Consider the following 25,544-nt stretch of genomic DNA (forward strand, 5'->3'; position numbering starts at 1 on the left):
TCCAGGGAGCAATACGATGAACGGCAATCAGACCTACATCCTGTTCAACACCGTGTCCGTGGGCGCCGCCTACTTCATGCTGGCCCTGTCGTTGTGGCTCGCGCCGGTCGACCTCTCGACCAAGGGCTACTGGGCCATGGGCGTCCTCCTGCTCACCGGCAGCCTGGTCAACCTCGTCAAGTACCGCACCGACGAGCGGATCGCGGCCGAGACCACCGCCAAGATCGAGAAGGCCCGCAATGAGAAGCTGATCAGCGAATATGTCGGCAAGGATTGATCCCTGCCCTTTGCCGATCGCCGACGAAATGCAAAAAGCCCGGAGTGATCCGGGCTTTTTTGGTTTCGATATGGAAATGCCTTAGCGACGCGCCAGCGCCTCGATCGCCTCGGCGGCGTCTTCCAGGATGCTGATCGCCTCGGCCTGCTTGTCTTCCGGCGCGTCGGCGATGTCGCCGAGCGCGGCACGGAGCCGGTGGCGCAGCGCGCGCAACTGGTCGCGCTTTTCCGAGCGGCCACGGCGCCAGCCGCCCTCGTCCTTGTCATCGCCCCAGCCGAACCATTCGCGCGCCGCGGCCATCTTGCGGCCGAAACGCTCGAGATGGTCGAGCACGCTGTCGATCATCTCGCGGTTCTCCTCCAGATGCGCCTTGCCGGCCTCGGTGATCGAAAACACCTTCTTGTTTCCTTCGCTCGAGGACACCGCATAGCCCGCCTCCTCCAGGAAGGTCAGCGTCGGATAGACCACGCCCGGGCTCGGGCTGTAGACGCCGCTGGTGCGCTCTTCCAGCGCCTTGATGATGTCGTAGCCGTGGCGCGGCGCGTCGGCCAGAAGCGACAGCGTGATCAGCTTGAGATCGCCGTCGGCTAGCATGCGCCCGGCGCGGAACATGTCGCCCGGGCCGCCGCGTCCGCCGCCCCTGCCGCCATGGCCGAATGGACCGAAGCCGCCACCGCGGCCGCCGAATTTGCCGGCCATGTGCATGAACATGCGCTCGCCGAAATGGTTGTGTCTGTGCATGGTTTGCTCCTTGAGCTATATCTTACGATATATCTTAGGTAAGGCGTACAGCTTGAGGATTCAAGATATATCTTAAGATGTATCTCACGCGGCGGAAAGACCGTTTTGCACGTCTGCGCGGCAAGGCCAAAGCCGCCTACCAGCGCCCCTTGCGGCGGTTCCAGGCATAGAGAAGATCCGCGAAGCGGTCATAGGCAAAGCGCGTCAGCGGAAGCGCGACCGCGTTGCCAAACAGCATTGCCAACCAACCTTCGCCCGGCGTGAGCTGCCAAACCGCAATCGCGACATCGGCGCCGACCAGCAGCCGTCCTTCGGCATCGGTCGCGTGCAGGCGCCGGCGGATATCCTCAAGCGAGGCGCCGAAGGCCGAAAGTGCCGCCGGCTCGAAATTGATGTCGCGGAATTCGACGCGGCCCGCCTTGACCGCTTCGATGAGCCGCCGCTTCTGGCGATTGATGCCGGCATCGCAGACCGGACAGCGCGTGTTGTACCAGACGGTCAGCGGCAGCTTGGGCATGGCGCGACTATCAGCGCGGGCCTTTTCGACTCGTCACCCGAGCGAACTGATGATCTCGCGGTAGGCGAATTCGGGGAACGCTTTCAGCGTCCGCGTTTTGACATTGCCGCCCGACGACAACATCAGCGCGAAGCGGGCGAGCACCGCATCGTCCGGCGCTTCGACGATGGCGACCATGTCGCATTCGCCCATGGTCAGATAGAATGCCTTGAACGAGCCGCCCATTTCCCCCAACAGCTTCTTGGCGGCATCGAGCCGCTTCGGCGACTCCCGCACGTTCTTGGCGCCCAGCTCGGTCCAGTTGATAAGCATGATATAGGTTGTCATGGCACACCTCCCTCCGGGCCACGGTGCGGGCGCCTGGCCGTTGACGGCCGGCGCCGGGCGGGCATCCGGCTTGTCGCCCACAATGCATCCGACGCCGGAATTATCCTCCTGTCGAGAGGCCCCGGCAAGGCGACGCTCGCGAATGAAAAAGGGCGCCCGAGGCGCCCTTTCGATTTGCTTGTCTGATTTCCGGATCAGCTGTCCAGGAAGCTTCTGAGCTTGCGGCTCCGGCTCGGATGCTTGAGCTTGCGCAGCGCCTTGGCCTCGATCTGGCGGATGCGCTCGCGCGTGACCGAGAACTGCTGGCCGACTTCCTCGAGCGTATGGTCGGTGTTCATGCCGATGCCGAAGCGCATGCGCAGCACACGCTCCTCGCGCGGCGTCAGCGAGGCAAGCACGCGCGTCGTCGTCTCGCGCAGATTGGCCTGGATCGCCGCGTCGATCGGCAGGATCGCCATCTTGTCCTCGATGAAGTCGCCGAGATGCGAATCCTCCTCGTCGCCCACGGGGGTTTCGAGTGAGATCGGCTCCTTGGCGATCTTCAGCACCTTGCGCACTTTTTCCAGCGGCATGGCGAGCTTCTCGGCCAGCTCCTCCGGCGTCGGCTCGCGGCCGATCTCGTGCAGCATCTGGCGCGAGGTGCGCACGATCTTGTTGATCGTCTCGATCATGTGCACCGGAATGCGGATGGTACGCGCCTGATCGGCGATCGAGCGGGTGATCGCCTGCCGGATCCACCAGGTCGCGTAGGTCGAGAACTTGTAACCGCGGCGGTACTCGAATTTGTCGACCGCCTTCATCAGGCCGATATTGCCTTCCTGAATCAGGTCCAGGAACTGCAGGCCGCGGTTGGTGTATTTCTTGGCGATGGAAATGACCAGGCGAAGGTTCGCCTCGACCATTTCCTTCTTGGCGATCGCGGCCTCGCGCTCACCCTTCTGCACCTGGTTGACGATCTTGCGGAATTCCAGGATCGAGATCGCCGTTTCGGTGGCGAGGTTCTGGATCTCGGCGCGCAGCTCCTTGATCGCGTCCTTCTCGTTCTTGGTGAATTCCTTCCAGCCGCGCGAGGTCAGGTTGGCGATCGAGCGCGTCCAGTTAGGATCGAGCTCCGAGCCCTGATATTCCTTCAGGAACTCCTCGCGGCGTACGCCATAGCTTTCGGCGAGGCGCAGCAGCTTGCCCTCGTTCTGCACCAGGCGCTTGTTGATGTCGTAGAGCTGCTCGACCAGCGCCTCGATGCGCGCCGCATTGAGAGACAGCGACTTCACCGCCTTGATCAGCTGGTCCTTCAGTTCCTTGAGCCTGCGGTCCTGGCTGGGTGAGAGCGTACCGGCGGCGGCGAGCCGGTTCTCGACCTGCTGGTCCTGCAGCTTCCTCAGCTTCTTGTAGGTGTCGGCGATGACGTCGAGCGTCTCCATCACCTGCGGGCGCAGTTCCGCTTCCATCGCGGCCAGCGACAAGCTCGCCTCGTCCTCGTCGTCTTCCTCTTCCTCCAACCCGCGCGTGTCGGCGCCGACGTTGGTGATGTCGTCTTCTTCCTCGCGAGCGGCCGCGCGGCCACGCGGCTTCTCTTCCGGCTTGGGCGCTTCCTCGATGCGTTCGACGACAGGCGCCTGCTTGGCCTCGGGGCCGGCATAGGTCGCCTCGAGGTCGATGATCTCGCGCAGCAGGATCTTCGATTCGTTGAGCTCGTCGCGCCAGATGATGATGGCCTGGAAGGTCAGCGGGCTCTCGCACAGGCCCGCGATCATCGTCTCACGGCCGGCCTCGATGCGCTTGGCGATCGCGATTTCGCCCTCGCGCGACAAAAGCTCGACCGAGCCCATCTCGCGCAGATACATGCGCACCGGATCGTCGGTACGGTCGGTCGGTTCTTTCTTGGTGGTCGTGGCGGCGACGGCTGTGCCGGTCTGCTCGGCAAGCTCGTTGGCGTCTTCCTCGGTGTCGGCCGGCGTTTCGGTCTCAGCCTCCTCGCCCACCTCGTCGTCCTCGACGACGTTGATGCCCATGTCGCTGAGCATCGCATTGATGTCTTCGATACGGTCCGGATCCGTCTCTTCCGAGGGGAGCACCGCATTCAATTCGTCGAGCGTGACATAGCCGCGTTTCTTCGCGGCCTTGATCATCTTCTTGACAGCATCGTCGGAAAGGTCGAGCAGAGGGCCATCGGTGGCGCCTTCACGTTCAGTCTCGACCTCTTCCTTTTCCTTTGTCGCCATTCTTTGTCGTCTCCAAGCGGCCCAATATCGAGGCCGCGTAAACTGCCGGACCGGTCATGCCGGGATGCGCTCGCACCGGAACGCTTTTTACCGGCCCGGTAACCGCATCATCTCTTTGTTCGGTGCGTGTCGTTGCCCCAAAACCTGTTTCCACTCTTGGGCGACATGCATTAAGTCCAGATTAACCCTGTATCTGGAGCGGGCACTTTGCCTGTCCAGCGTCACCAGTACCTCACATCGCTCGAATTTCCCGCCGACGCCGGGGCACGGTTAACGTTTCGAATCGTCCTGATTCCGCCAATCTGCCAGAAGGTCAAGCGCCTCTGGCATGATTCGCATGAAAAAAGCGAATCAATTACCCGACTTAGGGGCGTCGATTCGACGCGCCGCACGTTTCCACTTCATTTCCGGGCCAGTTCCGACCTAAACGCGTCCAACCCTGCCCGACGAAACGCCGAACCCTTCGATCAGCGCTTCCGTTGCCTGCACATCGTTGAATTGCGCTTGAATCTCGACGAGATGCCGGAAGTTTTCATCCGAAGGGTCTGCATCGAGCGCCGCCTGCGCCTGCTTCAGCTCTCTATGTAAGGTGCGCGCGCTGCGCTGCAAGTGCAGCGCTTGGTTGAAGGCGTCGCGGGCGTCGTCGAGCGCCGCGGTTTCGAGCGCCGGCCACTGCCGCGCCCGCTTGATCAGCTCCACGGCCCGCCCCCAGATGCCGCCGCACCCGGCGCGCTCGATAGTGGCTATGACGGCGCCGCGCTCGTTGGCCGCGTCATGCGCCATCGCATCGAGTATGGCTGCGTGGAGTTTCCGCAAATCCGAATTGGCAAGGTCGAGGAACTCGACATGCGCGAAATTCTCGTCGATCAGCGCCGGGTGGTTGACCAGGGCCACGATGATCGTCGCCTCGCGCACCGACATCCCCTCGCCGGCCCGCTTGACCAGCGCCGATCGCCCGAGGCTCTCGGTGATCGCGGCGCGCCCGCCGGCCGCAGCGCCTCGCCCGAACGCCCCGCCGGGGCCCGGCGCTTTGCCGCGCTCGCCGGGCCGGCCGGCGGAGCGTCCGCCCTGACCTTGCCGCGCGGCGCGCTGCGAGCCGAAGAAGCTCAGCACCCGCTCGCGCATTTCCTGCTGGTAGTGGTAGCGCAGGCTTTCGTCGCGGATGCGGCTGGTGAGTTCGCGCAACGTCTTTTCAAGCTCCGCCCGCCGCTCCGGCGTGTCGAAGACCCCGCCCGCCGTCTCGCGCATCCACAACAGGTCGGCAAGCGGCCGCGCTTCCGAAAGCACCGCGCGGAAGGCGTCCGGACCATCCGCCTTCACCAGATCGTCCGGGTCCTTGCCTTCCGGCAACAGCGCAAAGCGCGCCGAACGCCCGGGCTGGATCGCCGGCAGCGCCAGGTCGGCGGCGCGCCACGCCGCCTTCAGCCCGGCCTGGTCGCCGTCGAAGCACAGCACCGGCTCGCCGGCCATGCGCCACAGAAGCTCGAGCTGGTTTTCGGTGAGCGCGGTGCCGAGCGGCGCCACGACATTCTCGAAGCCGGCCTGGGCGAGCGCGATAACGTCCATATAACCTTCGACGGCAATCACCGTGCCGCCTTTGGCCAGGGCTTTGCGGGCGCGGGCGAAATTGTAGAGCACATTGCCCTTGTGAAAGAGCTCGGTGTCGGGCGAGTTCATGTATTTGGCCAAAGCGTCGGGGGCCAGCGCCCGCCCACCAAAGGCGATGATCTTGCCGCGCGAATCCGGGATCGGAAACATGATGCGGTCGCGGAACCAGTCATAGGAGACCGGAATATCGTCGCCGTGCCGCACCAGGCCGCAGGCCTCGATATCGGCCTTCGGCACGCCTTTGGCGGCAAGATGTTCCTTGAGCGCATTGCGGCTGTCCGGCGCGTAACCGAGCCGGAACGATTGTTGCGTCGCCGGGGTCAGCCCGCGGTCGCGCAGATACGCGCGTGCCTTGGCGCCTTCCGGCCCCTGCAACCGCTCCTGGAAGAAGGCCGTCGCCATTTCCATCACGTCGGTAAGGCTGGCGCGCTCCTTCTCGCGCTGTTCTTCCTGGGCGTCGCGCACCGGCATCGGCACGCCGGCCATCTCGGCGATCTTCTCGACTGCTTCCGGGAAGCTCATGCCGTCGAGCTCGGTGAGGAACTTGAAGTGGTCGCCCGACACCGAGCAGCCGAAGCAGTGAAAGCGGCCCTTCTTGTCCTCGCAATGGAAGGACGGGCTTTTCTCGCCGTGGAACGGGCAGCAGGCCCAGTAATCGCCGCGCGACGCGTTGGTCTTCTTCCTGTCCCATGCGACACGCGCGCCGATGACAGATGAAATCGGCACGCGGTCGCGTATCTCGTCGAGGAAGGCGGGCGGAAAGCGCATCGGGAAACTCGTTTGCCCTCCATATAAGCAGGCCGCTCGGGCGCGACGACTCTTAATGCCGATCGTACCCGCTTTTCACAGACGAAAAGAAGGCGGCCAGGTGGCCGCCTTCTTCGGTAGTCCGGATTGTCGCGGATTACCGCGCGGCGCTCGCGCCGAAGATGATGCCCGACAGCACACTGACCAACACATAGTCGTTGCCGACGCGAATCCATTCCTGGCCGGGGCCGGGGCGGCGCAGGCCGTAACGGTTCCAGTCGCGGACCGGCTGGTGACGCTTCCAGTTGGAGTATCTCTGGCCGCTGCGCCAATGGCTGCGCTTCACGATGACCGTGTTCTTCACGACACGCTTGTCGACATGCCGGCCCGGCTGCTGCCAGTCGACCTGCGTGTAGTTCGACTGCGGCACGCTCGGCTGAGGGAGCGGCGCGGCCTGACCCGAGAAGGCCGAGGCGGCCAGCATCGAGGCCGTGACGGCGGAGAGTATGAGGCGCTTCATGGTCGGTGCTCCGTGGTTGTCGATAGACTGAGGAGTATTCGCCGATGGATGAACCGAAACTGAACACTTGAATTACAATTCTGTAATGATTTCCGATGCTTGCGCAGACATCCTCAATGAACCGCCTGATCGCGCCCGGACATGCTCCCCCTGCTTTCGAGCATCCTGAGGCGAAGCGCCGCCGCAGGGCGCGTGCAACCAATGCGCCCGCCATTCATTTCCGACATGTTCCGTCGAGCGGAGACGATCATCGCATCAGAAAAATCTATTACTCGGCTAATCTTAATTGGTGTATTTCCATGCCTCGAGATGGCTAAGATTCGTACTCCTCTGCGCCCCGCCAATGCCGCCCCGCGAGGTCGGCTGTGAGCGGCTCCGTCGTCCTCCTGCACCTTGCCGGCGCGGTGGCGCTGATGCTGTTCGCCACCCGCATGGTGAAGACCGGGGTCGAGCGCGCCTATGGCGACGTGCTGCGCCACAGGCTGCGTGCCACCATGCGCAATCCGATCATGGCGGTGCTCGCCGGCTGCGGGCTGGCGGTCGCCCTGCAGAGCTCGACCGCGGTGACGCTGCTGGTCGGCTCCTTCGCCGGCGCCGGCATCGTTTCAGGCGCAGCCGGGCAGCTTGCCGTGCGCGGCGCCGAGATCGGTTCGGCGCTCGTGGTCAAGCTGCTCACCTTCGACCTCACGCTTTTGGTGCCGCTCTGCCTGATCGCGGGCACCGTCATGTTCATGGCCACCGAGCGGCGCGACTGGCGGCAGTTCGGCCGCATCCTGATCGGTATCGGCCTGCTGATCCTGTCGCTGGAGATGATCGGGCAGGCATCCGAGCCGCTGCGCAACAGCCAGTTGATGCCGCTGATCATCAATTATTTCTCGGGCGATTCCATCACGACCTATCTGATGGCCGCGCTGATCACGTGGCTGTTCCAGTCCAGCATCGCCGCGGTCCTTCTGATGGCGACGCTGGCGGGTCGCGGGCTGATAACGCCGGAACTGGGCGTGGTGCTCGTGCTTGGCGTCAACCTTGGCTCGTCGCTCATCGCGCCGATGCTGACGCGGTCGGCCGCGCCCGAGGTTCGTATCGTGCCGATAGGCAATCTTCTGATGCGCGGCCTCGGCTCGCTGGTCATGCTGGTCCTGATCATGACCTTCAAACCGGATTTCGCCTTCATCGGCAAAACCGCGCCCGATCAGATCGTCAATGCCCACATCCTGTTCAACGTGCTGATCTTGCTTGCCGGCCTGCCGCTGGCCGGTCTCGTCTACCGCGCTTCCGGCCGCATCGTGGCGCTGGCCAGCAAGCAACAGCCGGCCGCCACGCTCGAGGTCGTGGAGCTTTCGGCTCTCAACGAGAGCGCCCTCGACACACCGAGCCAGGCTCTCGCCAACGCGACGCGCGAAGTGGTGCGGGTGTGCGAGACGGTCGAGATCATGCTGAAGCGCATCATCGAGCTTTACGAGGATGCGGATCCCGCCAAGATCAAGGCGCTTGCCGCGCTCGACGACCGCGTCGACAGGAAACACGCCGCGATCAAGCTCTATCTCGCCAAGATCACCAGGAACCCGCTGACCGAGGACGAGGCGTTGCGGTGCCAGGAGCTGATCGGCGCCTGCGTCAAGCTTGAGCAGGTCGGCGACATCATCGTGCGCAACATGCTCGTGCACGTCAGGAAGAAGCTGGAGCGCGGCCTGGAATTCACGCCTGAGGGCTGGCAGGAGCTTTGCGCGTTCCATGCCTCGGTACTCGCCAACGCGCACCTTGCCTTCAACGTGCTGGTCTCGCGCGATCCGGAGACCGCGAGGCAGCTGGTGCTGGAGAAGGATCTCCTGCGCGAGCGCGAGAAGGAAACCAGCGCCAGCCATTTCATGCGCCTGCGCGAGGGCACCGCCAAAAGCGTCGAGACGAGCTCGATCCACCTCGACACCATCCGCGACCTGAAGCAGATCAACTCGCTGCTTGCCTCGATCGCCTATCCGGTGCTCGAGGAGCGTGGCCTGCTCGGTGGCTCGCGATTGAAGGCCGGCTAGCCGGCAGAGATTTGCCGTGCTGGCGCCAATTTGGGAACAAGGTTGCGCCATTCGCCCGCGACCTGCAAAATTAGTCTTTGCTCATCCAGCCATCCGTCGGCTAAGCATCGGGCTCAGCCGGAGGAAATCGATGGACACCCATTCGCGCAGCTTCGCCAAGGCGCTTTCGTGGCGCGCCACCGGCACGATCGACACGATGATCATATCGCTGGTGGTGACGGGCAGCATCAAGCTCGCGGCCACCATCGGGCTCACCGAGGTCATCACCAAGTCGCTGCTCTACTATCTGCATGAGCGGGCCTGGCTGAAGATCCCCTATGGGCGCAAAACGACCATCTAGAGCAATTCCAGGAAAAGTGTGACACGGTTTTCCGTCAGGAATTGCGTCAAAACAAAGAGATAGAGCATTTCGCCGTTTCCGTGAAACGGTCGAAAGCTCTAATGCATGCCGCGCAAAAGTGCGCGGCGGTTTTGCGAACGCGACATGCGCAAACAAGGCCTAAAAGCGCGACGCGCTTCGCGCCCTACGCTCAAGAAAAGCTAAAGCGGCGTCGACAATTTCTGCATTGCCCAGCCTGCCCAAGCGTGGTTTGAGGCGTGCATTCGTCGCTATGTTTTGAATCATGCTGCCGCTGATTGCCCTTTTCCTTGCCGCCTTCGCCTTCGGCACCACCGAATTCGTCATCGCCGGCGTGCTGCCCGAGGTGGCGCACGGCCTGGGCGTTTCGGTGCCCACTGCCGGCTATCTGGTCTCCGGCTATGCCTCTGGCATCGCCATCGGCGGCCCGCTCCTGGCGCTCGCCACCAGCAAGGTTTCGCGCAAGACATTGCTCATCACGCTGACCATTGCCTTCACTCTCGGCCAGGCAGCCTGCGCGCTGGCGCCGGACTTCACCTCGATGCTTCTGCTGCGCATTGCGACTGCCGTCGCGCATGGCTGCTATTTCGGCGTTGCCATGGTGGTTGCGGTCAGCCTGGTTCGCGAGGACCAGCGCGGCAGGGCCGTGGCGGTCATCCTTTCAGGGCTGACTGTTTCAAATGTCATCGGAGTCCCGGCCGGCACGGCGATCGGCAGCCTGTGGGGCTGGCGCGCCACCTTCTGGGTGATGGGCGCGCTCGGCATCGTAGCGATTGTCGCCATGCTGGCGCTGCTGCCGCGCACGGCGGGCGTCGCCAACCGGCCCGCCGGGCTGGCGCGCGAGGTGCGCGTGCTCGGCCGCCAGCAGGTCTGGACGTCGCTCATCCTGATGCTGATGCTGATGATCGGCCAGTTCGGCCTCTTCACCTACATCACGCCGACGCTGCTCGAAGTCACCGGCCTCGACGAAAGCCTGATCCCCTGGGTGCTGCTGCTCAACGGTGTCGGCGCCACGATCGGCGTTCTTGTCGGCGGCAAGCTCGCCGACTGGAGGCTGATGCCGTCGCTGATCACCATGCTTGCCCTGCAGGCCGTGATGCTTGCCGTCATTCACGTCGTCAGCCCCTACCCCGTGCCGATGATCGTCGCCATCGTTATCTGGGGCGGCCTCAACTTCGCCATCGGCGCGCCGATCCAGACGCGCATCCTCGCCTGGACGGCCGATGCCTCGAACCTCGCTTCCTCGCTGATCCCGTCCGGCTTCAATGTCGGCATCGCGCTCGCCGCCTCCCTGGGCGCGGCGATGCTCAATGCCGGCTATGGCTATCGCAGCCTGCCGTTGGCCGGCGCGCTGGCCATGCTGGTTGCGGTGGTCGTGGCGGTTGCCTCGCAAGCCTGGGAATGGCGCAGCCGCGCGGCACCGCCGCTGCCGGCGGCGGCGGAATAGCGCCCCCGCGCCGGGGCATCCGTTTTGAGACTTCCGACCTTGGCGAGCGGGAAGTATAGCTAAAGATCGATCCGGAATCTCAAGCTCTCCGCGCCGCCATAGGCGGCGTCCTCGAAGAAGCGGCCGACCAGCCTGCCGCGATTGGCTGTGATGACCTTCTGCGAAGCAGGATTGTCCGGTTTCGCGGTGATCTCGACATAGTCGAGCCCGACCGCCCTCGCCTCGTCCAGCATCAGCCGCAGCGCTTCGGTGGCATAGCCGCGGCCTCGCTTCCACGGCACCACCGCATAGCCGATATGGCCAAGCACACGCGAAGGTAGCGCCGAAGTGCCCTTCTGCCAGCGAAAGCCGATCGAGCCGGCAGCCTCGCCATCCCAGATCCAGCGCCGGAAGCCCGGCAGCCGCGGCACCTTGGTGCCGTCGGGCAAAGTGATGGGCGGTCCCTTCGCCTCGCGGTCGTCAAGGCTGGCGAGAAATTCAACTGGATCCTTCTCGATAGCCTCGAGCTGCTCGCGCGTCGCCTGCAGGAGCCGCACATTGTCGGGCGACCACCCGCGCTCCAGCGCCGCCTTGTAGGACGGCAAATGCTCGAGCGCGGGCCTGACGATTTCGATCATGGTTCATTTCCCTGTCGAGACCAGCAGGCATAACCGCCGCTCGGATCGCTCTCAAGCCGGCTGAAACTGGATTTCGCCCTTGTTGAGGAAACAAGCCTTGTCGAACAACGACAGGTCGAGCGGGTTCGGCAGCCGGATATCGCCGATATCCGGGACCGGTTTCCTGGAGGAATCATATGACCTGTCGACCTGCGATATGAAGACCAGGACCAGCCCGCGTTCCCGGGCGAACGATCTCAGCGCGCGTATCTGGGCCATGAGCTCGGGATTCTCGCGCTTCTGGTCGAGCAACTGCAGATAGTCGACGACCGCCAGCGTGCCGCGTGGCGCCGACCGCAACGTCTCGATGATGTAGCCGGCGCTGATCGAGTCGGAATTGTCGAACTCGAACAGGCGGTCGAAATCGGCCGGTTCGGTCCCGATGTCACGGAACCGGTCCAGGATGTCGGCGTACGTGTATTCCAAGGTGAAGAATACAGCGCGATTGCCTTGCTTCATGGCGGCCACGGCAAGTTCGAGGCTCATCAGCGTCTTGCCTTGGCCCGGCCGCGCCGCCACGAGAACCATATCGCCGGGCATCAGCCGTGCCAAAAGGCCGACGGCGGGCGTGGCTTCGGCGGCTTTGGCCGCAAGCATGCTCCAACTGCCAAAGCCTTCTTTGGCGGCGACGCGGTCGAGCGCATGATGGAGGGGAACATTCTCCCTGCGAGACATTAGCCTCGCCCGACGCTTCAGATGATAGACGGGTGCGGAAAGCCGCATCGAAAACCTCCTGCTGCGAGCAGTCCTTCGCAACCCCTCCTCATGCCTGGCGCTCGAACAGTCGGTTGAATGATCGACAGCCCCGCATGAACGATGCTTTCCCAATGGAGGGAGGAGGCGTGGGCGCGCCCGAATCGGATGATACTCCAATCCGCGCCGACCGAAAATCGCGGAGGTTGTACGGTGGCGGGGGCGACGCTTTTCGAAATGTCGTCACCGGAACCACGCCCCAAAAAGCGTCGCTAAACTAGAAGTGTTTCGCCGATGAATGCGAGATCTTCTATGATCGACCCGGGTGATTCACAGGTACGAGACACTTCGACAGGAGGGGCAAACCGGTGCGGTTGAGATCTGTTCCGCTGGGCGCGGCCATCCTGTGTCTTGTCGCGATCCTGGCCGCCTTGACGGCATCGGTCAGTTCGTTTGCGGCTTTACGACCATCGAGCATACCGGACTGGTTGCAGCGCCATGTCGGCGATGGTGAGGGCCAGATCTCGCAGGTCGTGTTGGAGCGGGCGCGCGCGCTCTACCAGAAGAAAGTCGGCGATGGTTCGGTCAGCAACCCCTGCTACTTCGCCATGGACGCCACGCGCCCCGGCGATTTGGGCAACAGCGTGCTCGGCCAGCGCTACTACATCATCTGCGAGGCCAAACAGCTCTTCCGCGCGGTGTCCTCGGGCCATGGCGGCGGCCGCAATTTGAAAGGCGTTGCCGATTTCTCCAACGGCAGGCGCTGCGCGAAAAACTTCGGCAACGCAATGGACTCCGAACTGACGGCCGGCGGTGCCTACATCACCGCCGAAACGAAAACCTCGTTCAAGGGCTACTACCGCGTCGGCGCCCAGAACGCGTTGTTCATGCGCACGTTCATCCAGTTCGACGGCGAAGGCGAAGCGGCGAACGCCAGGCAGCGTGTCATCGGCGGGCATCCGGCTGCGCTGCTCAGGGGCATGTGCCTGCGGAAAAATCCGAACAGTTCATACGCCGACCATGATGGCTTGGTCCCGTTCGGCAAGCTGGTGAATTATGCCGGCGGTCGCAGCAATGGCTGCACCAGTTGGTCGCCTGCCGATGCCGAGCAGATCATCCCGATTGTGAAGAACAACCCGACGACGCTCTACATCTATCCTGAATCGCGCGACATTGCCGCCGTTGCCCGCGCGAAATCCAGCGGCCAACCGCTCTCAGCCGCAGGACTTTACTGGAACGCTTCCTGCCTGAAGGAGATCGGCACGCCCAAATTCTGGCCGAGGAAGACGCTGGAGCCGATCATCGCGCAGTACAAGAAGGATCATCCGGCGCCGCCGCCGCAGCCGATCCCCATGTGCAAGGATCCGTGAAGCCGTAATCCCTACTGCAGCAGTCCCTTGATGATGGCGCTCGCCTTGGCGAAGTCCATCTGACCGGCATATTTCTGCTTCAGTGCGCCGATCACCTTGCCCATGTCCTTCTGGCTGGCGGCACCCGTCGCCGCGATCGCCTCGCGCGCTGCCGCCGTGATCGCCGCGTCGTCGAGCTGCGTCGGCAGGAACGCGCGGATGATTTCCATTTCGCCGCGCTCCTGCGCCGCCAGTTCCGGGCGCTTGCCATCCTCGAAGGCCTTGGCCGATTCCTCGCGCTGCTTCACCATCTTGGCCAGGATCTGCAGGATTTCCTCCTCGCTCGCCGGCGGCTTGCCGGCGCCGCGATTGGCGATGTCGCGATCGTGGATGGCGGCCTGAATCAGCCGCAGCGTCGGCAGGCGGTGCTTGTCTTGCGCCTTCATCGCGCTCTTCATGGATTCGGCGATTTTCTCGCGCATCGTGCTTCTCCTTCGAACGCGGCGGACAATAGCTTTGCCGGTCCGGTAACGCAAATCCCGACAAACCGCTGATATTGCTGGACGAATGGAAATCGGGCTTGGCTCGGGGCACCGCATTGACCGCTCCGACGCCTTCGCCTATGTACTCGGTCCTGCATGAGATGATGAGTTGATGCGCGGAGGGCGGAGAAATCTGCTTCGCGCTTTGCTGCGCAGACGGTCCTGTCGATCGTTGAAGCGCCTGACAGGAGTGCCGCCATGGCCACGACCACCGCCCCTTGGACCACCGAAAAGCCGACCGCCCTTTTGGTCCTCGCCGACGGCACGGTGATCGAAGGCCGCGGCCTCGGCGCCACGGGGTCGGCCGTTGCGGAAGTGTGCTTCAACACCGCGCTGACCGGCTATGAGGAAATCCTCACCGATCCCTCCTATGCCGGCCAGATCGTCACCTTCACCTTCCCGCATATCGGCAATGTCGGCACCAATGACGAGGACATCGAGGACCTCAATCCCGCGGCCCGTGCCGGCGCGGTCGGCGCCATCTTCAAGGCCAATGTCACCGATCCGTCGAACTATCGCGCCGCCGGTCATCTCGACCAGTGGCTGAAGCGGCGCGGCATCGTCGCGCTTTGCGGCATCGACACCCGCGCGCTGACCGTGTTGATCCGCGAGAAAGGCATGCCCAATGCCGTCATCGCGCATGCGCCCGATGGCGTCTTCGACATCGAGGACCTGAAGCGGCAGGCCGCGGCCTGGTCGGGCCTGATCGGCCTCGATCTCGCCAAGGAGGTCACCTCGGGTCAGTCTTCGGTATGGCGCGAAACGCCCTGGATCTGGAACGAGGGCTATGGCGAGCAGGACGAGCCTTCCATGCATGTCGTGGCCATCGACTATGGCGTCAAGCGCAACATCCTGCGCCTGCTGGCCGGTCTTGGCGCCAAGGTCACCGTCGTGCCGGCCAAGACAGGTGCGGAGGAAATCCTGGCCATGCAGCCGGACGGCATCTTCCTGTCGAACGGCCCCGGCGACCCGGAAGCGACCGGCGAATATGCCGTGCCGGTGATCCAGGATATCCTGAAGACCGACCTACCGGTGTTCGGCATCTGCCTCGGCCATCAGATGCTGGCGCTGGCGCTCGGCGGCCGGACCGAGAAGATGCACCAGGGTCACCACGGCGCCAATCATCCGGTCAAGGATCACACCACCGGCAAGGTCGAAATCGTCTCGATGAACCACGGTTTCGCTGTCGACGCCGACTCGCTGCCCGAGGGCGTCGAGGAAACCCACGTCTCGCTCTTCGACGGCTCGAACTGCGGCATCGCGCTGACCGGCCGGCCGGTCTTCTCGGTCCAGCATCATCCCGAAGCCTCGCCCGGCCCGCAGGATTCGCATTACCTCTTCCGGCGTTTCGTCAACCTCATCCGTGCACGTCGCGGCGAGGAAGCCCTGGCGGAACGCGCCTGACCAAAAGGACGCGGCTCAAGCCGCGTCGGTCACCGCCTCCTGCGTGTGCATGCGCTCGGCCTCCCTCGGCGTCGGCTTGGCCACTTTCGTGACGAAGACGACAACCGCCAGCGTCAGGAAAATCGCGCCGAGCACATAGGGTGCGCCGCCGAACACAACAGGCGCCGTCGGGCTCGTGAACCAGGAAAAGATCGCCGTATAGAGCAGCGGCGTGATGATCGAGGTGATCGAAAAGATCGAGGTCATCGCGCCCTGCAACTCGCCCTGCGCCGATGGCGGCACCTTGGCGGCGGCGAGGCTTCTGAGCGGCGGGTCGGCGAGCGCTTCCAGGCAACCGGCGACGATCACGGCATAGATCATCCAGCCCTGCGTCGAAAACGCGTAGCCGAAAGCGCTGAGCGCGGTGAAGGTCAGCCCGATCGCCGCCGTCTTCCACTCGCCGAGCCTGGGAATGACCCGCGGCAGCACCGTCGCCATGATGATTGCCCCGCACAGGCCGAAGACGCCGAGCGAGAAACCGATCTGCTGCTGGTTCCAGCCATAGCGATAGTTGGAGACGAACGACCAGACCGCCGGATACATCATGTGGCCGAGCGTCATCAGGAAGAAGACCAGTCCGATCCAGCCGATGCCCGGATAATTGCGCATCTGCATGAGCGTGCCCACCGGATTGGCCCGCTTCCACTCGAAGCGGCGGCGATGCTTTTCGTCCAGCGTCTCCGGCAGCAGGAATATCGCGATCAGAAAATTCACGAAGGCAAGCGCCGCGGCGAAATAGAACGGCACCCGCGGCCCGAAGGTGCCGAGCAGCCCGCCCAGCACCGGGCCGATGACGAAGCCGACGCTGAAGGCGATGCCGAGCAGGCCGAAATTCTTCGCCCGGTTTTCGTCGTTCGAGATGTCGGCGATGAAGGCGGAGGTCGTCGAATAGCTGGCGCCGGAAACGCCGGCGAGCACCCGGCCGACGAACAGCATCGGATAGGACCAGGCAATGGCGCAGATCAGATTGTCGATGGAGAAGGTCAGCACCGAGGCAAGCAGGATCGGCCGCCGCCCGAAACGGTCGCTCAAGCCCCCCATGATCGGCGCAAAGAAGAACTGCATGGCCGCGTAGACGAAGAACAGCCAACCGCCCTCGATCGCGGCCTGGCTGACGCTGACGCCGCTCAGTTCCTCCAAATAGGCTGGCAGCACCGGCATGATGATGCCAAAACCGATGATGTCGAGCAGCAGCGTGGTGAAAACAAGCGCAAGGCCCCGCTTGGCGGTCTTGGGGTCGATCATGGTGATAAGCTCCTCGGGCCGCCCCGGGGCAAAGGCCGCATGCACCTTATAAGCGAGGTTGCCGACAGGAACAATACGCGAACGAAGCCAACTGCCTTATGCTGACATCACTTGCGGGCCGGTCGTCGACCGCGGACCGCCCCCGGAAAAGAAGCCGATGCAGCGCCTCAGATCGGACCGCTCAGCGTATTGCAGTCGGACAGCTTGCCGCTCTTGTAGCCGCGCGCCAGCCATGTCTGCCGCTGCTGCGACGTGCCGTGGTTGAAGCTTTCCGGCACGACGTAGCCCTGCATCTTCTTCTGCAGCGTGTCGTCTCCGATCTGCTTGGCAGCGTTCAGCGCGCTTTCGATATCGCCCTGTTCCAAGATGCCCTTTTGCTGCGTGTAATGCGCCCAGACCCCGGCGAAACAGTCGGCCTGAAGTTCGATGCGAACCGACATCTGGTTGGCGTCTGCCTCGCTCATGCCTTGCCGCATCTGGTTGAACTTGCCCATGATGCCGGTGAGGTTCTGCACATGGTGACCGACCTCATGCGCGATCACATAGGCGCGCGCGAATTCGCCGGACGCGCCGAACTGCTGGTCGAGCTGCTGGAAGAAGGTCATGTCGAGATAGACCTTGCGGTCGCCCGGGCAATAGAACGGCCCGGCCGCCGCCGAAGCGAAACCGCAGGCTGAACGAACCTGGCCGCTGAACAGCACGAGCTTGGGATCCTGGTAGGTCAGGCCTTCGGATTTGAAAATGCCGGTCCAGGTGTCTTCGGTTTCGGCCAGCACCGTCGCGACGAACTGCTTCATCTCGTCCGAAGCGGGAGAACCGCCATTCTGCGCGCTGTTGTCCTCGGTGATCTGGCCGCCACCGCCCGGCAGCAGGCCGCCGCTGCCGTCGCCCAGGATCTGCGACGGATCGAAGCCGAAATACCAGCCGGCGAGCACAACCAGGATGACCAGGATGATACTGCCGCCGCCACCGGTGCGGCCGCCGATCGGAATGCGGAACTGACCGGGGCCGCCGCCCAGGCCGCCGCCTAAGCCGCCGCCGCTGTCGCCGCGCTCATCCTCGATATTGTCGCTCTGACGACGGCCTCTCCAAAGCATGGCAACTCCTCGCAATGCGAATGTCCTGGAGGGACCGGCCCGCAACCGCCCCCTGCAGACAATTATCGCAACGGCTGGCCCAAGTCACAGATTTTTTCGCAGCCGCGAAGCGCCTGACGCCCGGCAACTCCCGACAAACGCGACAGCTGGATGCGGCGCGCCGCTTCGTCGCTTGCATGCCTGGACCGCTACACCTGGCGATGCGTCATCGCCCGGCGAAAGGCCTCCAGCGTCTCGGCGCTGACATGGTGCTCGATGCCTTCGGCGTCGATGCGCGCGGTCTCGGCGCTGACGCCCAGCGAGCGCAGGAAGGCTTCCACGGTCTGGTGGCGGATGCGGCTTTCCTCGGCGACCTTCCGGCCCGCCTCGGTCAGGAACACGCCGCGATAGGGCTTGCGCGAGACCAGCCCATCGGCGCACAGCCTAGTCAGCATCTTTGCCACCGTCGGCTGCGCGACGCCGAGCCGGGCCGCGATATCCACCTGCCGCGCTTCGTTGCCGTCCTCGATCAGATCGGCGATCAGCTCGACATAGTCCTCGACCAGCGCGCTGCGGCGCGCTTCGCGCGTCTGTCGGAATCCTTCCGAATGGATTTCGGCATCGGGAAGCGGCTCTTCGCGTCGAACCGGTTTGTTCCTCAGCGCCAACACGCGCTCCTTCTTGGCTGCCCCGGGATGATGCCGAAGAGTGTGAAGCGGTTTTCGGACGATATCATGCTCCAACTCTTTCACTGAATCGGGATCGCATCCATAGCACGAACCCTTGATGGTCCGGCCGTTTATTTGCATTCCTGCGCTGGCGCAACCGGCGTGCGGCCGCCCCGTGCCTTCTCCCGGCCATCACGAAAGCATGATCAATGAAATATAGCATATTGCATAATGTTGAGCCGTGGCGTAGATAAGAGGGGCCACCGATACATTCCAGCGGAAATCCCCCATGTCCGACGCCGAAGCAGCAACCGTAGCCCGACCCGCATGGCGATTCGACAGGCCGGACGACGAGCAGCTCAGCCTGCGCGAGGTGAACGCCTCGATCACGGTACCCCAGACCGGCGTCTGGTTCCGTCGCCTGTTCGCCTTCATGGGACCGGGCTACATGGTCTCGGTCGGCTATATGGACCCCGGCAACTGGGCGACCGACCTCGCCGGCGGCGCCCAGTTCGGCTACGCGCTGCTTTTCATCATCATGCTGTCGAACCTGATGGCGATCCTCTTGCAGGCGCTGGCGGCGCGTCTGGGCATCGCCACCGGCCGCGACCTGGCCCAAGCCTGCCGGGCCTATTATCCGCGCCCGGTCAATTTGATGCTCTGGATCGCCTGTGAGCTGGCAATCATCGCCTGCGACCTCGCCGAGGTGATCGGCACGGCGATCGCGCTGCAGCTTTTGTTCGGCATTCCGCTGATCGGCGGCGCCGTGCTCACCGCGCTCGACGCGTTCCTGGTGCTGCTGCTGATGAACAAGGGCTTCCGCTACCTCGAGGCCTTCGTCATCGCGCTTCTGATCATCATCTTCGGCTGCTTTGCCATCCAGATCTTCGCCGCCGCGCCACCGGCCGGCACGATCCTGCATTCGATGTTCGTGCCGTCGTCCGAGATCGTCACCAATCCGGCGATGCTCTACATCGCCATCGGCATCATCGGCGCCACGGTAATGCCGCATAATCTCTATCTGCATTCCTCGATCGTGCAGACCCGCGCCTATGAACGCACCGATGCCGGCAAGCGCGACGCCATCAAATGGGCAACGACGGATTCGACCATCGCGCTGATCCTGGCGCTGTTCGTCAACGCTTCCATCCTGATCGTCGCGGCGGTCGCCTTCCACAACACAGGTCACCAGGATGTCGCCGAGATCGGCCAGGCGTTCGAGCTGCTGTCGCCGCTGCTTGGCTTGAGCATCGCCTCGATCCTGTTCGCGGTTGCGCTGCTGGCCTCCGGCCTCAACTCGACGGTCACCGCGACGCTCGCCGGCCAGATCGTCATGGAGGGCTTCCTGCGCCTGCGCATCCCGCAGTGGGCTCGGCGCCTGGTGACGCGCGGCATCGCCATCGTCCCCGTTGTGGTGGTCACCGCGTTCTACGGCGAGAAGGGCACGGCCCAGCTGCTGGTCTTCAGCCAGGTGATCCTGTCGATGCAACTGCCCTTCGCTGTCGTCCCGTTGGTGCAGTTCGTGTCCGACCGCGAGAAGATGGGCAGCTTCGCCATTTCGCGCACCGTCGCGGTCGTGGCCTGGGTGGTGGCCGCCCTTATCCTCGCTCTCAACTTCAAGCTGCTCTACGACACCGTCGCCGGCTGACCGCGACATTCGCGGTGGCCGCGCTATCTTCGCGCTATGGCCGACCCGGACGAAGCCCGCAGATTCTACGCCAAGCTTATGGCCGCACACGCGCAATCGGCGGATCCGCGCATCGAGCAAGTATTCGCCTCGGTGCCGCGCGAGGCTTTCCTGGGTCCAGGACCCTGGACCGTTTTTGCCGGCGAAGGGCGGTTCCAGACGCCGAGCGCCGATCCCGGCTACATCTACCAGAACGTGCTCGTCGTGCTCGATGCCGACAAGGGCATCAACAATGGCGAGCCGATGCTGCATGCCATGTGGATCGGCAAGGTCGAGCCGAAACCCGGCGAGACTGTCACCCACATCGGCGCCGGCACCGGATATTACACGGCGCTGCTGGCAAGGCTGGTCGAGCCGGGCGGCAGCGTCACCGCCTTCGAACTGGAGGCCGGCCTCGCCGACCGGGCCAAACAGAACCTTGCGGCGTACCGCAATGTGAATGTCATCCATGGCGACGCCGTCGCCGGCCCGCTGCCGCCGTCCGACGTCATCTATGTCAATGCCGGCGTCGCTGCGCCTCCCACGGCATGGCTCAGGCGACTGAAACTCGGCGGGCGTATGATCTTTCCCTGGCGACCGGCGGAACGCATCGGCCTCGCCGTGCTGGTCACCCGCATCGACGCGGGTTTCTCCTGCCTGCCCTTCATGGGTTCCTGGTTCATTCCCTGTGTCGGTGCCTCCGCTGCCGGATCCGGGGCGAAAATACCGACCCGTGAGCGTGCCGCCCGCACCCGCTCGATCTTCCTGACGGAAGACAAGCTGCCGGACCGGACGGCAACCGCGATATTTGGCGATGTCTGGTTCTCGTCACGCATCATTGGCGCCGGCCGCAAACGCTGAAAATATTTACCGGCCGGTGTCGACAAGCGGCCTGGTCGTTCGTCGTTACATTATTCCGGCCGCGACGGCACGGATTAGCCAAGAGGAGAAGCAAATGCGCAAGATCATCGCCGCCACCTTTGTCAGTCTCGACGGCGTCATGCAGGCGCCCGGCGGACCGGAAGAGGATCCGGTCGGTGGCTTCAAGTTCGGCGGCTGGACCTTCCATTACTTTGACGAGGTGGCGGGTGCGGCGCTGGATGAACTGTTCTCCAAACCCTTCGCCCTGCTGCTCGGTCGCAGGACCTACGACATCTTCGCCGCGTATTGGCCGTATCAGAAAGATCCGATCGCCGATGCCTTCAATCCCGCGACCAAGTATGTGGCGACGCATCGGCCGGATTCGCTGACTTGGCAGAACACCCAGTCGCTCGGGCCCGATATCGTTGCAAGGCTTAAGGAGCTCAAGCAGGAAAACGGACCTGACCTGCTCATTCAGGGCTCGGGCAATCTGATCCAGACCCTGCTCGCCAACGGGCTGATCGACGAGATCCGGCTGATGATCTTCCCGCTGTTGCTGGGCAAGGGCAAGCGGCTGTTCGGCGACAACGCGATGCCGGCGGCCTTCAAGCTCGTCAAGTCGCAGGCTTCCACAACCGGCGTCATCATGGCGACCTATGAGCGCGGCGGCGAAATCCGCACCGGCTCGTTTGCTCAGCAGGAGCCTTCCGAAGCCGAGCTCGAACGGCGCAAGACCTGGAAGTAGCGATAGATGGCGGGCGCGCCGGCCCGACCGGCGCCCGCCCGCGAACGATGCCTTCGCCGAACCACGATACCTTTGACGCCGTCACCAGGAACCTGCCGATGATGCCCACCATTACCGCCTTTGAACGGTCGCCCGATGGCGGCAGGGGGCTGGCGCGCGACATGCACGTGCGCTGGGCACTCGAGGAAGCGAGCCAACCTTATGACGTTCGTCTTGTTTCGTTCAGCGAGATGAAGCAACCCGCGCATCTCGCGCTTCATCCCTTCGGGCAGATCTCGACCTATCAAGAGGGCGATCTCGCTTTGTTCGAGTCGGAGGCAATCGTCTTCCACATCGCGGAGCGTCATGCGGGCCTTTTGCCCGACGATGCGAACGCGCGGGCGCGCGCAATCACCTGGATGTTCGCAGCGTTCAGCGCCGTGGAGCCGCCGATCCTAGCTAGAGCGCGTAACCGCCGTGATTCTGGAGCGCGATGCGACCGGGCGCGACCAGCGCCTGCCCTTGGTCGACGACCGGATCCGCAAGCGGCTGGCCGAACTTTCCCGCTGCTTGGGCGATTGCGACTGGCTCGATGGTGCCTTCAGCGCCGGCGACCTCGTCATGGTGGGGGGGCTGCGCCGGTTGAAGACATCGGGACTGTTGGACGAATTCCCGAACCTCGCCGCCTATGTCGCCCGCGGCGAGGCGCGGCCGGCCTTCAAGCGCGCGTTCGAGGCCCAATTGGCGGTTGCCACGGCGGCGTCGGCAGGTTGATCAGCATCCCTATGCGGCCCGGCGACGGCCGGAAAGTCCGGCGCGGATATGATCCGCGAACGCGCGCGCGGCGTGCGCGATGGCATGTTTGGGCAAATGCAAGTTGACGGAAAAATTCGGCAGGACCGGAAGGCCGGCATCGGACAGGATGTCGAGATCGGCCGGAACCGTCGAGGCGAGCCAGGTGGTCACGGCGAGGTCCGAGCGCACCGTCGCCGTCGTCGCATCGATGTTGCCGTTCTCGAACACGGTGCGCCAGTCGAGCCCGTGCTCGCCGAGTGCAGCGAGCACCGCCGGACGAAAGGCACATGTGTCGGCGACCATCGAGACCGGCAGCGGCCGCTTCAGGCGTGCCGAGCCGCCTCTTGCGCCGACCCAGACCAGCCTGTCGACGAGCAGGCATTCGCCGGCGGTGGGGCCGGCACGTTCCTCGATGACGGCAAGGTCGATGGTGCCCGCCGCCAAGGCCGCCGCGAGATCCGGCGAGGAAGCGCAGACCAGCGAAATCTCCACTTGCGGATAGGCTTCGGCATAGGCCTTGAGCACAGGAGCGAGCACCGTGCCGACGAGATCGTAGGGCACGCCGATCCGCACCTGTCCGGCAACCACCCTGCCCTTGATCTCGGTGAGGATCTCGTCGTTGAGCTGCAGCAGGCGCTTGGCCTTGTCGAGCAGGCGCTCGCCGGAACGCGTCAGCCTCAGGCCGCGGCGGTCGCGCTCGAACAGGCTTTGGCCGAGCATCTCCTCAAGCCGCTTGATCTGCTGGCTGACGGCGCCCTGCGTCAGGTGAAGCGCATTAGCTGCCGCCGTCATGCTGGCCTTGTCGGCCGTCGTGACGAAAGTGCGCATGAGGGTCATGTCGAGGTCGCGGATCATGATCGGCATTATAACCTCTAATGCAAACCATATCAAACATTGCATTTACTGATGTCGCGAAACGTCTGATCATGCCGGCTCCTTCGACTGGGAAGCCCGCATGTCCGAAACCATGATCCCCCTGGTCCTGTTCGCGCTGGTCTCGACCTCGACGCCCGGCATCGCCACGACATTGTCGACCGCGTCCGGCGCGCAGTTCGGCTTTCGCCGCTCTGTGCCGCTGATGGCGGGCAGCGCCGCCGGACTGGCTTCGGTGGCTGCTGCCGGGGCGGCGGGCCTGGCAGGCCTGCTCGCCGCCGTCCCTTCCCTGCAACTCGCCATGAAGATCGCCGGCTCGCTCTATCTGATCTGGCTGGCGATCAAGATCGGCCGCAGCGGCGCGCCCGATCTCGACATCAGCATGGCCAGGCCGAACAGCTTTTTCGGCGGCGCCGGCATCCAGTGGATGAACCCGAAAGGCTGGGCCATGGGGCTGGGCGCCGCCGCATCCTTCGCGGCGCTGGCGGACGGTCCGATACGGCTCGCGCTGCTGCTTGGCGCCGTGTTCGGCCTTGCGGCGGCTTTCTCGCTGTCGTTGTGGTGCGTGGCGGGAACCCTGCTTGCCCGCCTGCTCAAGACAGAGCGCCAGTGGCGCGCGCTCAACCTCATTCTCGGCCTGTTGCTGGCCGCCACGATCCTGCAGATGTGGCGGCCAGTTGCTTGAGCACTGTCGGAGACTAGACGGCGTAGCGCGCCGCCGGCTTGCCGCCGATCAGGCTGACATAGAAACTGTCCCGCGCGCCAAGATAAGCATCGAGCTTGGCCGGATCCGCAAGCCCTGGCGCGGTGATCGTCTCACCCTGGGAAAGGCCCGCAAGCGAGGCATCGACGAGATCGTCCACGCTCATAACCCAATCCTGGTTGAGGGAATCGATGTCGGCGCCGGAAAGCTCCCAGAATTCGGTGCGGATCGGCCCGGGCAGCACCACCTGCGCCCTCACCTCTGTGCCGGCGACTTCCTTCTGCACCGCTTCGGTGAAGTTGACGACATAGGCCTTGGTGCCGCTGTAGATTCCGCCGACGGCGATGCCATAGGCGGCAACCGAAGCGATGTTGACGATGCCGCCACGGTTGCGCGCGAGCAGTCCCGGCAACACCGCACGGGTCAGCCTGGTCAATGCTATGACATTGACCTTGATCATGCGCTCGACGGCGTCGGCGTCGGCCGTCGCAACCACCTGCTGCCCGCCAAGGCCGGCATTATTGATCAGCAGAGTCACGCTCTCGTCCGCCGCGACCGCCTGCTCGACGCGGCGCAGATCGGCATCGTCGGAAAGATCGGCGGCAATCACCTTGACCTTGCGGCCGTAGGCATAGGCAAGCTTATCCGCCAGTTCCTGCAGCCGGTCGGCGCGACGCGCCACCAGCACCAGATCGTAGCCCTGCCCGGCCAGCCGGTCGGCATAGACGGCGCCGATGCCCGACGAGGCGCCGGTGATGACGGCCGTGCCCTTGTTGTCCTTCGTGCTCATTGTCCTTTTCCTTTTTCGCTCGGTTCGCTCTGCGTCGGCTCCGATGACATCGTCATCCGCCGAGGACTCCAATTCTATTTAGTGGCATATGCCACTTCCGCGAAATAGGTATATGCCACTATCTTGTCAACAGCGGCGGCGAAAACTATTTTTCAGGATGACCGGCACATTCCTTCCCCCGGTAGGGAGTTTACATGAAACCCGGATTTAGCCGCTGCAACAACGCCACGCTGCGGCGTGCCGCGCGCAGCCTCGGCCGCTTCTACGACGACGCGCTGGCGCCGGCGGGCTTGAAGGGCACCCAGTTCGGCCTGCTCTTTCAGATCCATGTCGGCAGCGAGCCGACCATGGGAGACATTGCCGAGGCGCTGATCATGGACCTTTCCGCGCTTGGCCACACGCTGAAGCCGCTGATCCGCGACGGCTATGTCGAGACCTTCGCCGACAAAGACGACCGCCGGGTCAAGCGCGTGCGGCTGACGCCGCGGGGCGAGGTCAAGCTGAGCGAGGCGATCAAGCTGTGGAGCATTGCCCAGCAGCGGTTCGAGGACAAGGTCGGCGCGGAACAGGCGGCGAAGCTCCGCGCGGCGCTGGACGCGGTGGCTGATCTCGACCTGGAAATGCCGACGGCCGCTCCTTCGAATTGAAGAAGCGGCCTCCAATCAG

25 protein-coding genes and 1 pseudogene are annotated in these 25,544 nt (G+C 63.9%); 12 read left to right on the forward strand and 14 right to left on the reverse strand.

Annotated features, from left to right (window positions below; all coding sequences use genetic code 11):
• Positions 1 to 16 precede the first annotated feature (16 nt).
• On the forward strand, positions 17 to 277 hold the full coding sequence (locus F3H96_RS04520; RefSeq protein ID WP_140675897.1) for a YiaA/YiaB family inner membrane protein: 261 nt from the start codon (positions 17 to 19) through the stop codon (positions 275 to 277).
• An 81-nt stretch (positions 278 to 358) separates the two neighbouring features.
• On the opposite strand, the gene F3H96_RS04525 is transcribed toward F3H96_RS04520, so the two are convergent.
• The 6 genes from F3H96_RS04525 to F3H96_RS04550 all read right to left on the reverse strand — a co-directional run bounded on the left by F3H96_RS04525 (position 359) and on the right by F3H96_RS04550 (position 6,959).
• Positions 359 to 1,018, reverse strand: coding sequence for a PadR family transcriptional regulator (locus F3H96_RS04525; RefSeq protein ID WP_149790745.1), 660 nt, complete (start codon positions 1,016 to 1,018; stop codon positions 359 to 361).
• Positions 1,019 to 1,154: 136 nt separating this feature from the next.
• A complete protein-coding gene (locus F3H96_RS04530; RefSeq protein WP_149790746.1) occupies positions 1,155 to 1,535 on the reverse strand; it encodes a DCC1-like thiol-disulfide oxidoreductase family protein in 381 nt (126 codons plus the stop codon).
• Positions 1,536 to 1,568: 33 nt separating this feature from the next.
• The gene (locus F3H96_RS04535) at positions 1,569 to 1,862 is read right to left on the reverse strand and encodes a GYD domain-containing protein (protein WP_149790747.1); all 294 of its coding nucleotides are present in this window, start codon (positions 1,860 to 1,862) and stop codon (positions 1,569 to 1,571) included.
• 194 nt (positions 1,863 to 2,056) lie between these two features.
• Positions 2,057 to 4,084 (reverse strand): RNA polymerase sigma factor RpoD, encoded by a 2,028-nt coding sequence (gene rpoD, locus F3H96_RS04540; RefSeq protein WP_149790748.1) that lies wholly within the window; start codon positions 4,082 to 4,084, stop codon positions 2,057 to 2,059.
• A 423-nt stretch (positions 4,085 to 4,507) separates the two neighbouring features.
• Positions 4,508 to 6,460: a DNA primase gene (dnaG, locus tag F3H96_RS04545; protein ID WP_149790749.1), complete on the reverse strand. Its 1,953-nt coding sequence runs from the start codon at positions 6,458 to 6,460 to the stop codon at positions 4,508 to 4,510.
• Between the two features lie 136 nt (positions 6,461 to 6,596).
• Positions 6,597 to 6,959, reverse strand: coding sequence for an RcnB family protein (locus F3H96_RS04550; RefSeq protein ID WP_149790750.1), 363 nt, complete (start codon positions 6,957 to 6,959; stop codon positions 6,597 to 6,599).
• 365 nt (positions 6,960 to 7,324) lie between these two features.
• On the opposite strand from F3H96_RS04550, the gene F3H96_RS04555 reads away from it, so the two are divergent.
• The 3 genes from F3H96_RS04555 (at position 7,325) to F3H96_RS04565 (ending at position 10,794) form a co-directional block, all read left to right on the forward strand.
• On the forward strand, positions 7,325 to 8,989 hold the full coding sequence (locus F3H96_RS04555) for a Na/Pi cotransporter family protein (RefSeq protein ID WP_149790751.1): 1,665 nt from the start codon (positions 7,325 to 7,327) through the stop codon (positions 8,987 to 8,989).
• Between the two features lie 130 nt (positions 8,990 to 9,119).
• The gene (locus tag F3H96_RS04560; protein WP_149790752.1) at positions 9,120 to 9,329 is read left to right on the forward strand and encodes a DUF2061 domain-containing protein; all 210 of its coding nucleotides are present in this window, start codon (positions 9,120 to 9,122) and stop codon (positions 9,327 to 9,329) included.
• A gap of 280 nt (positions 9,330 to 9,609) precedes the next feature.
• A complete protein-coding gene (locus F3H96_RS04565) occupies positions 9,610 to 10,794 on the forward strand; it encodes an MFS transporter (RefSeq protein WP_149790753.1) in 1,185 nt (394 codons plus the stop codon).
• 59 nt (positions 10,795 to 10,853) lie between these two features.
• Here the strand turns inward: F3H96_RS04565 and F3H96_RS04570 are convergent, their stop codons facing one another.
• The gene (locus tag F3H96_RS04570) at positions 10,854 to 11,411 is read right to left on the reverse strand and encodes a GNAT family N-acetyltransferase (protein WP_149790754.1); all 558 of its coding nucleotides are present in this window, start codon (positions 11,409 to 11,411) and stop codon (positions 10,854 to 10,856) included.
• A gap of 51 nt (positions 11,412 to 11,462) precedes the next feature.
• On the reverse strand, positions 11,463 to 12,173 hold the full coding sequence (locus F3H96_RS04575; RefSeq protein ID WP_149790755.1) for a DNA helicase: 711 nt from the start codon (positions 12,171 to 12,173) through the stop codon (positions 11,463 to 11,465).
• Between the two features lie 338 nt (positions 12,174 to 12,511).
• On the opposite strand from F3H96_RS04575, the gene F3H96_RS04580 reads away from it, so the two are divergent.
• The gene (locus F3H96_RS04580) at positions 12,512 to 13,513 is read left to right on the forward strand and encodes a hypothetical protein (protein ID WP_149790756.1); all 1,002 of its coding nucleotides are present in this window, start codon (positions 12,512 to 12,514) and stop codon (positions 13,511 to 13,513) included.
• 11 nt (positions 13,514 to 13,524) lie between these two features.
• Here F3H96_RS04580 and F3H96_RS04585 read toward each other — a convergent pair whose 3' ends face one another.
• Positions 13,525 to 13,974, reverse strand: a complete 450-nt coding sequence (locus F3H96_RS04585) for a GatB/YqeY domain-containing protein (protein ID WP_149790757.1) — start codon at positions 13,972 to 13,974, stop codon at positions 13,525 to 13,527.
• A gap of 258 nt (positions 13,975 to 14,232) precedes the next feature.
• Here F3H96_RS04585 and carA point away from each other — a divergent pair, with 258 nt between their 5' ends.
• A complete protein-coding gene (gene carA / locus F3H96_RS04590; RefSeq protein ID WP_149790758.1) occupies positions 14,233 to 15,438 on the forward strand; it encodes a glutamine-hydrolyzing carbamoyl-phosphate synthase small subunit in 1,206 nt (401 codons plus the stop codon).
• A gap of 15 nt (positions 15,439 to 15,453) precedes the next feature.
• On the opposite strand, the gene F3H96_RS04595 is transcribed toward carA, so the two are convergent.
• The 3 genes from F3H96_RS04595 to mntR form a co-directional block, all read right to left on the reverse strand.
• Complete coding sequence (locus tag F3H96_RS04595; protein ID WP_149790759.1) at positions 15,454 to 16,722, reverse strand: TCR/Tet family MFS transporter; 1,269 nt, start codon at positions 16,720 to 16,722, stop codon at positions 15,454 to 15,456.
• Between the two features lie 167 nt (positions 16,723 to 16,889).
• Positions 16,890 to 17,819: a neutral zinc metallopeptidase gene (locus tag F3H96_RS04600; protein WP_149790760.1), complete on the reverse strand. Its 930-nt coding sequence runs from the start codon at positions 17,817 to 17,819 to the stop codon at positions 16,890 to 16,892.
• Between the two features lie 188 nt (positions 17,820 to 18,007).
• Positions 18,008 to 18,466 (reverse strand): manganese-binding transcriptional regulator MntR, encoded by a 459-nt coding sequence (mntR, locus tag F3H96_RS04605; RefSeq protein WP_149790761.1) that lies wholly within the window; start codon positions 18,464 to 18,466, stop codon positions 18,008 to 18,010.
• A 289-nt stretch (positions 18,467 to 18,755) separates the two neighbouring features.
• On the opposite strand from mntR, the gene F3H96_RS04610 reads away from it, so the two are divergent.
• The 4 genes and pseudogenes from F3H96_RS04610 to F3H96_RS04625 all read left to right on the forward strand — a co-directional run bounded on the left by F3H96_RS04610 (position 18,756) and on the right by F3H96_RS04625 (position 22,491).
• The gene (locus F3H96_RS04610) at positions 18,756 to 20,114 is read left to right on the forward strand and encodes an Nramp family divalent metal transporter (protein ID WP_149790762.1); all 1,359 of its coding nucleotides are present in this window, start codon (positions 18,756 to 18,758) and stop codon (positions 20,112 to 20,114) included.
• Positions 20,115 to 20,150: 36 nt separating this feature from the next.
• Entirely contained in the window at positions 20,151 to 20,993 is an 843-nt protein-coding gene (locus tag F3H96_RS04615; RefSeq protein ID WP_149790763.1) for a protein-L-isoaspartate O-methyltransferase, read from the forward strand.
• A gap of 94 nt (positions 20,994 to 21,087) precedes the next feature.
• A complete protein-coding gene (locus F3H96_RS04620; RefSeq protein ID WP_149790764.1) occupies positions 21,088 to 21,738 on the forward strand; it encodes a dihydrofolate reductase family protein in 651 nt (216 codons plus the stop codon).
• 98 nt (positions 21,739 to 21,836) lie between these two features.
• Positions 21,837 to 22,491 (forward strand): annotated as a pseudogene (locus F3H96_RS04625) (glutathione S-transferase family protein).
• A 9-nt stretch (positions 22,492 to 22,500) separates the two neighbouring features.
• Here the strand turns inward: F3H96_RS04625 and F3H96_RS04630 are convergent.
• On the reverse strand, positions 22,501 to 23,367 hold the full coding sequence (locus F3H96_RS04630) for a LysR substrate-binding domain-containing protein (RefSeq protein ID WP_149791157.1): 867 nt from the start codon (positions 23,365 to 23,367) through the stop codon (positions 22,501 to 22,503).
• 100 nt (positions 23,368 to 23,467) lie between these two features.
• On the opposite strand from F3H96_RS04630, the gene F3H96_RS04635 reads away from it, so the two are divergent.
• Positions 23,468 to 24,070, forward strand: a complete 603-nt coding sequence (locus F3H96_RS04635; protein ID WP_149790765.1) for a LysE family translocator — start codon at positions 23,468 to 23,470, stop codon at positions 24,068 to 24,070.
• Positions 24,071 to 24,083: 13 nt separating this feature from the next.
• On the opposite strand, the gene F3H96_RS04640 is transcribed toward F3H96_RS04635, so the two are convergent.
• A complete protein-coding gene (locus tag F3H96_RS04640; RefSeq protein WP_149790766.1) occupies positions 24,084 to 24,878 on the reverse strand; it encodes an SDR family oxidoreductase in 795 nt (264 codons plus the stop codon).
• Between the two features lie 194 nt (positions 24,879 to 25,072).
• Here F3H96_RS04640 and F3H96_RS04645 point away from each other — a divergent pair, with 194 nt between their 5' ends.
• Positions 25,073 to 25,525: a MarR family winged helix-turn-helix transcriptional regulator gene (locus F3H96_RS04645; protein WP_149790767.1), complete on the forward strand. Its 453-nt coding sequence runs from the start codon at positions 25,073 to 25,075 to the stop codon at positions 25,523 to 25,525.
• The last annotated feature ends 19 nt before the right edge of the window (positions 25,526 to 25,544 follow it).

This window comes from Mesorhizobium sp. NFR06, assembly GCF_900115245.1.
Lineage (GTDB): Bacteria > Pseudomonadota > Alphaproteobacteria > Rhizobiales > Rhizobiaceae > Mesorhizobium.

Bases quoted from the DNA above. Each gene is read 5' to 3' on its own strand.
- F3H96_RS04585 (WP_149790757.1), bottom strand. From the start codon at position 13,974: ATGCGCGAGAAAATCGCCGAATCCATGAAGAGCGCGATGAAGGCGCAA.
- F3H96_RS04595 (WP_149790759.1), bottom strand. From the start codon at position 16,722: ATGATCGACCCCAAGACCGCCAAGCGGGGCCTTGCGCTTGTTTTCACC.
- F3H96_RS04615 (WP_149790763.1), top strand. From the start codon at position 20,151: ATGGCCGACCCGGACGAAGCCCGCAGATTCTACGCCAAGCTTATGGCC.
- F3H96_RS04635 (WP_149790765.1), top strand. From the start codon at position 23,468: ATGTCCGAAACCATGATCCCCCTGGTCCTGTTCGCGCTGGTCTCGACC.
- F3H96_RS04560 (WP_149790752.1), top strand. From the start codon at position 9,120: ATGGACACCCATTCGCGCAGCTTCGCCAAGGCGCTTTCGTGGCGCGCC.
- F3H96_RS04525 (WP_149790745.1), bottom strand. From the start codon at position 1,018: ATGCACAGACACAACCATTTCGGCGAGCGCATGTTCATGCACATGGCC.
- F3H96_RS04530 (WP_149790746.1), bottom strand. From the start codon at position 1,535: ATGCCCAAGCTGCCGCTGACCGTCTGGTACAACACGCGCTGTCCGGTC.
- F3H96_RS04630 (WP_149791157.1), bottom strand. From the start codon at position 23,367: ATGATCCGCGACCTCGACATGACCCTCATGCGCACTTTCGTCACGACG.
- dnaG (WP_149790749.1), bottom strand. From the start codon at position 6,460: ATGCGCTTTCCGCCCGCCTTCCTCGACGAGATACGCGACCGCGTGCCG.
- rpoD (WP_149790748.1), bottom strand. From the start codon at position 4,084: ATGGCGACAAAGGAAAAGGAAGAGGTCGAGACTGAACGTGAAGGCGCC.
- F3H96_RS04620 (WP_149790764.1), top strand. From the start codon at position 21,088: ATGCGCAAGATCATCGCCGCCACCTTTGTCAGTCTCGACGGCGTCATG.
- F3H96_RS04520 (WP_140675897.1), top strand. From the start codon at position 17: ATGAACGGCAATCAGACCTACATCCTGTTCAACACCGTGTCCGTGGGC.
- F3H96_RS04640 (WP_149790766.1), bottom strand. From the start codon at position 24,878: ATGAGCACGAAGGACAACAAGGGCACGGCCGTCATCACCGGCGCCTCG.
- F3H96_RS04600 (WP_149790760.1), bottom strand. From the start codon at position 17,819: ATGCTTTGGAGAGGCCGTCGTCAGAGCGACAATATCGAGGATGAGCGC.
- carA (WP_149790758.1), top strand. From the start codon at position 14,233: ATGGCCACGACCACCGCCCCTTGGACCACCGAAAAGCCGACCGCCCTT.
- F3H96_RS04575 (WP_149790755.1), bottom strand. From the start codon at position 12,173: ATGCGGCTTTCCGCACCCGTCTATCATCTGAAGCGTCGGGCGAGGCTA.
- F3H96_RS04610 (WP_149790762.1), top strand. From the start codon at position 18,756: ATGTCCGACGCCGAAGCAGCAACCGTAGCCCGACCCGCATGGCGATTC.
- F3H96_RS04645 (WP_149790767.1), top strand. From the start codon at position 25,073: ATGAAACCCGGATTTAGCCGCTGCAACAACGCCACGCTGCGGCGTGCC.
- F3H96_RS04570 (WP_149790754.1), bottom strand. From the start codon at position 11,411: ATGATCGAAATCGTCAGGCCCGCGCTCGAGCATTTGCCGTCCTACAAG.
- F3H96_RS04550 (WP_149790750.1), bottom strand. From the start codon at position 6,959: ATGAAGCGCCTCATACTCTCCGCCGTCACGGCCTCGATGCTGGCCGCC.
- F3H96_RS04535 (WP_149790747.1), bottom strand. From the start codon at position 1,862: ATGACAACCTATATCATGCTTATCAACTGGACCGAGCTGGGCGCCAAG.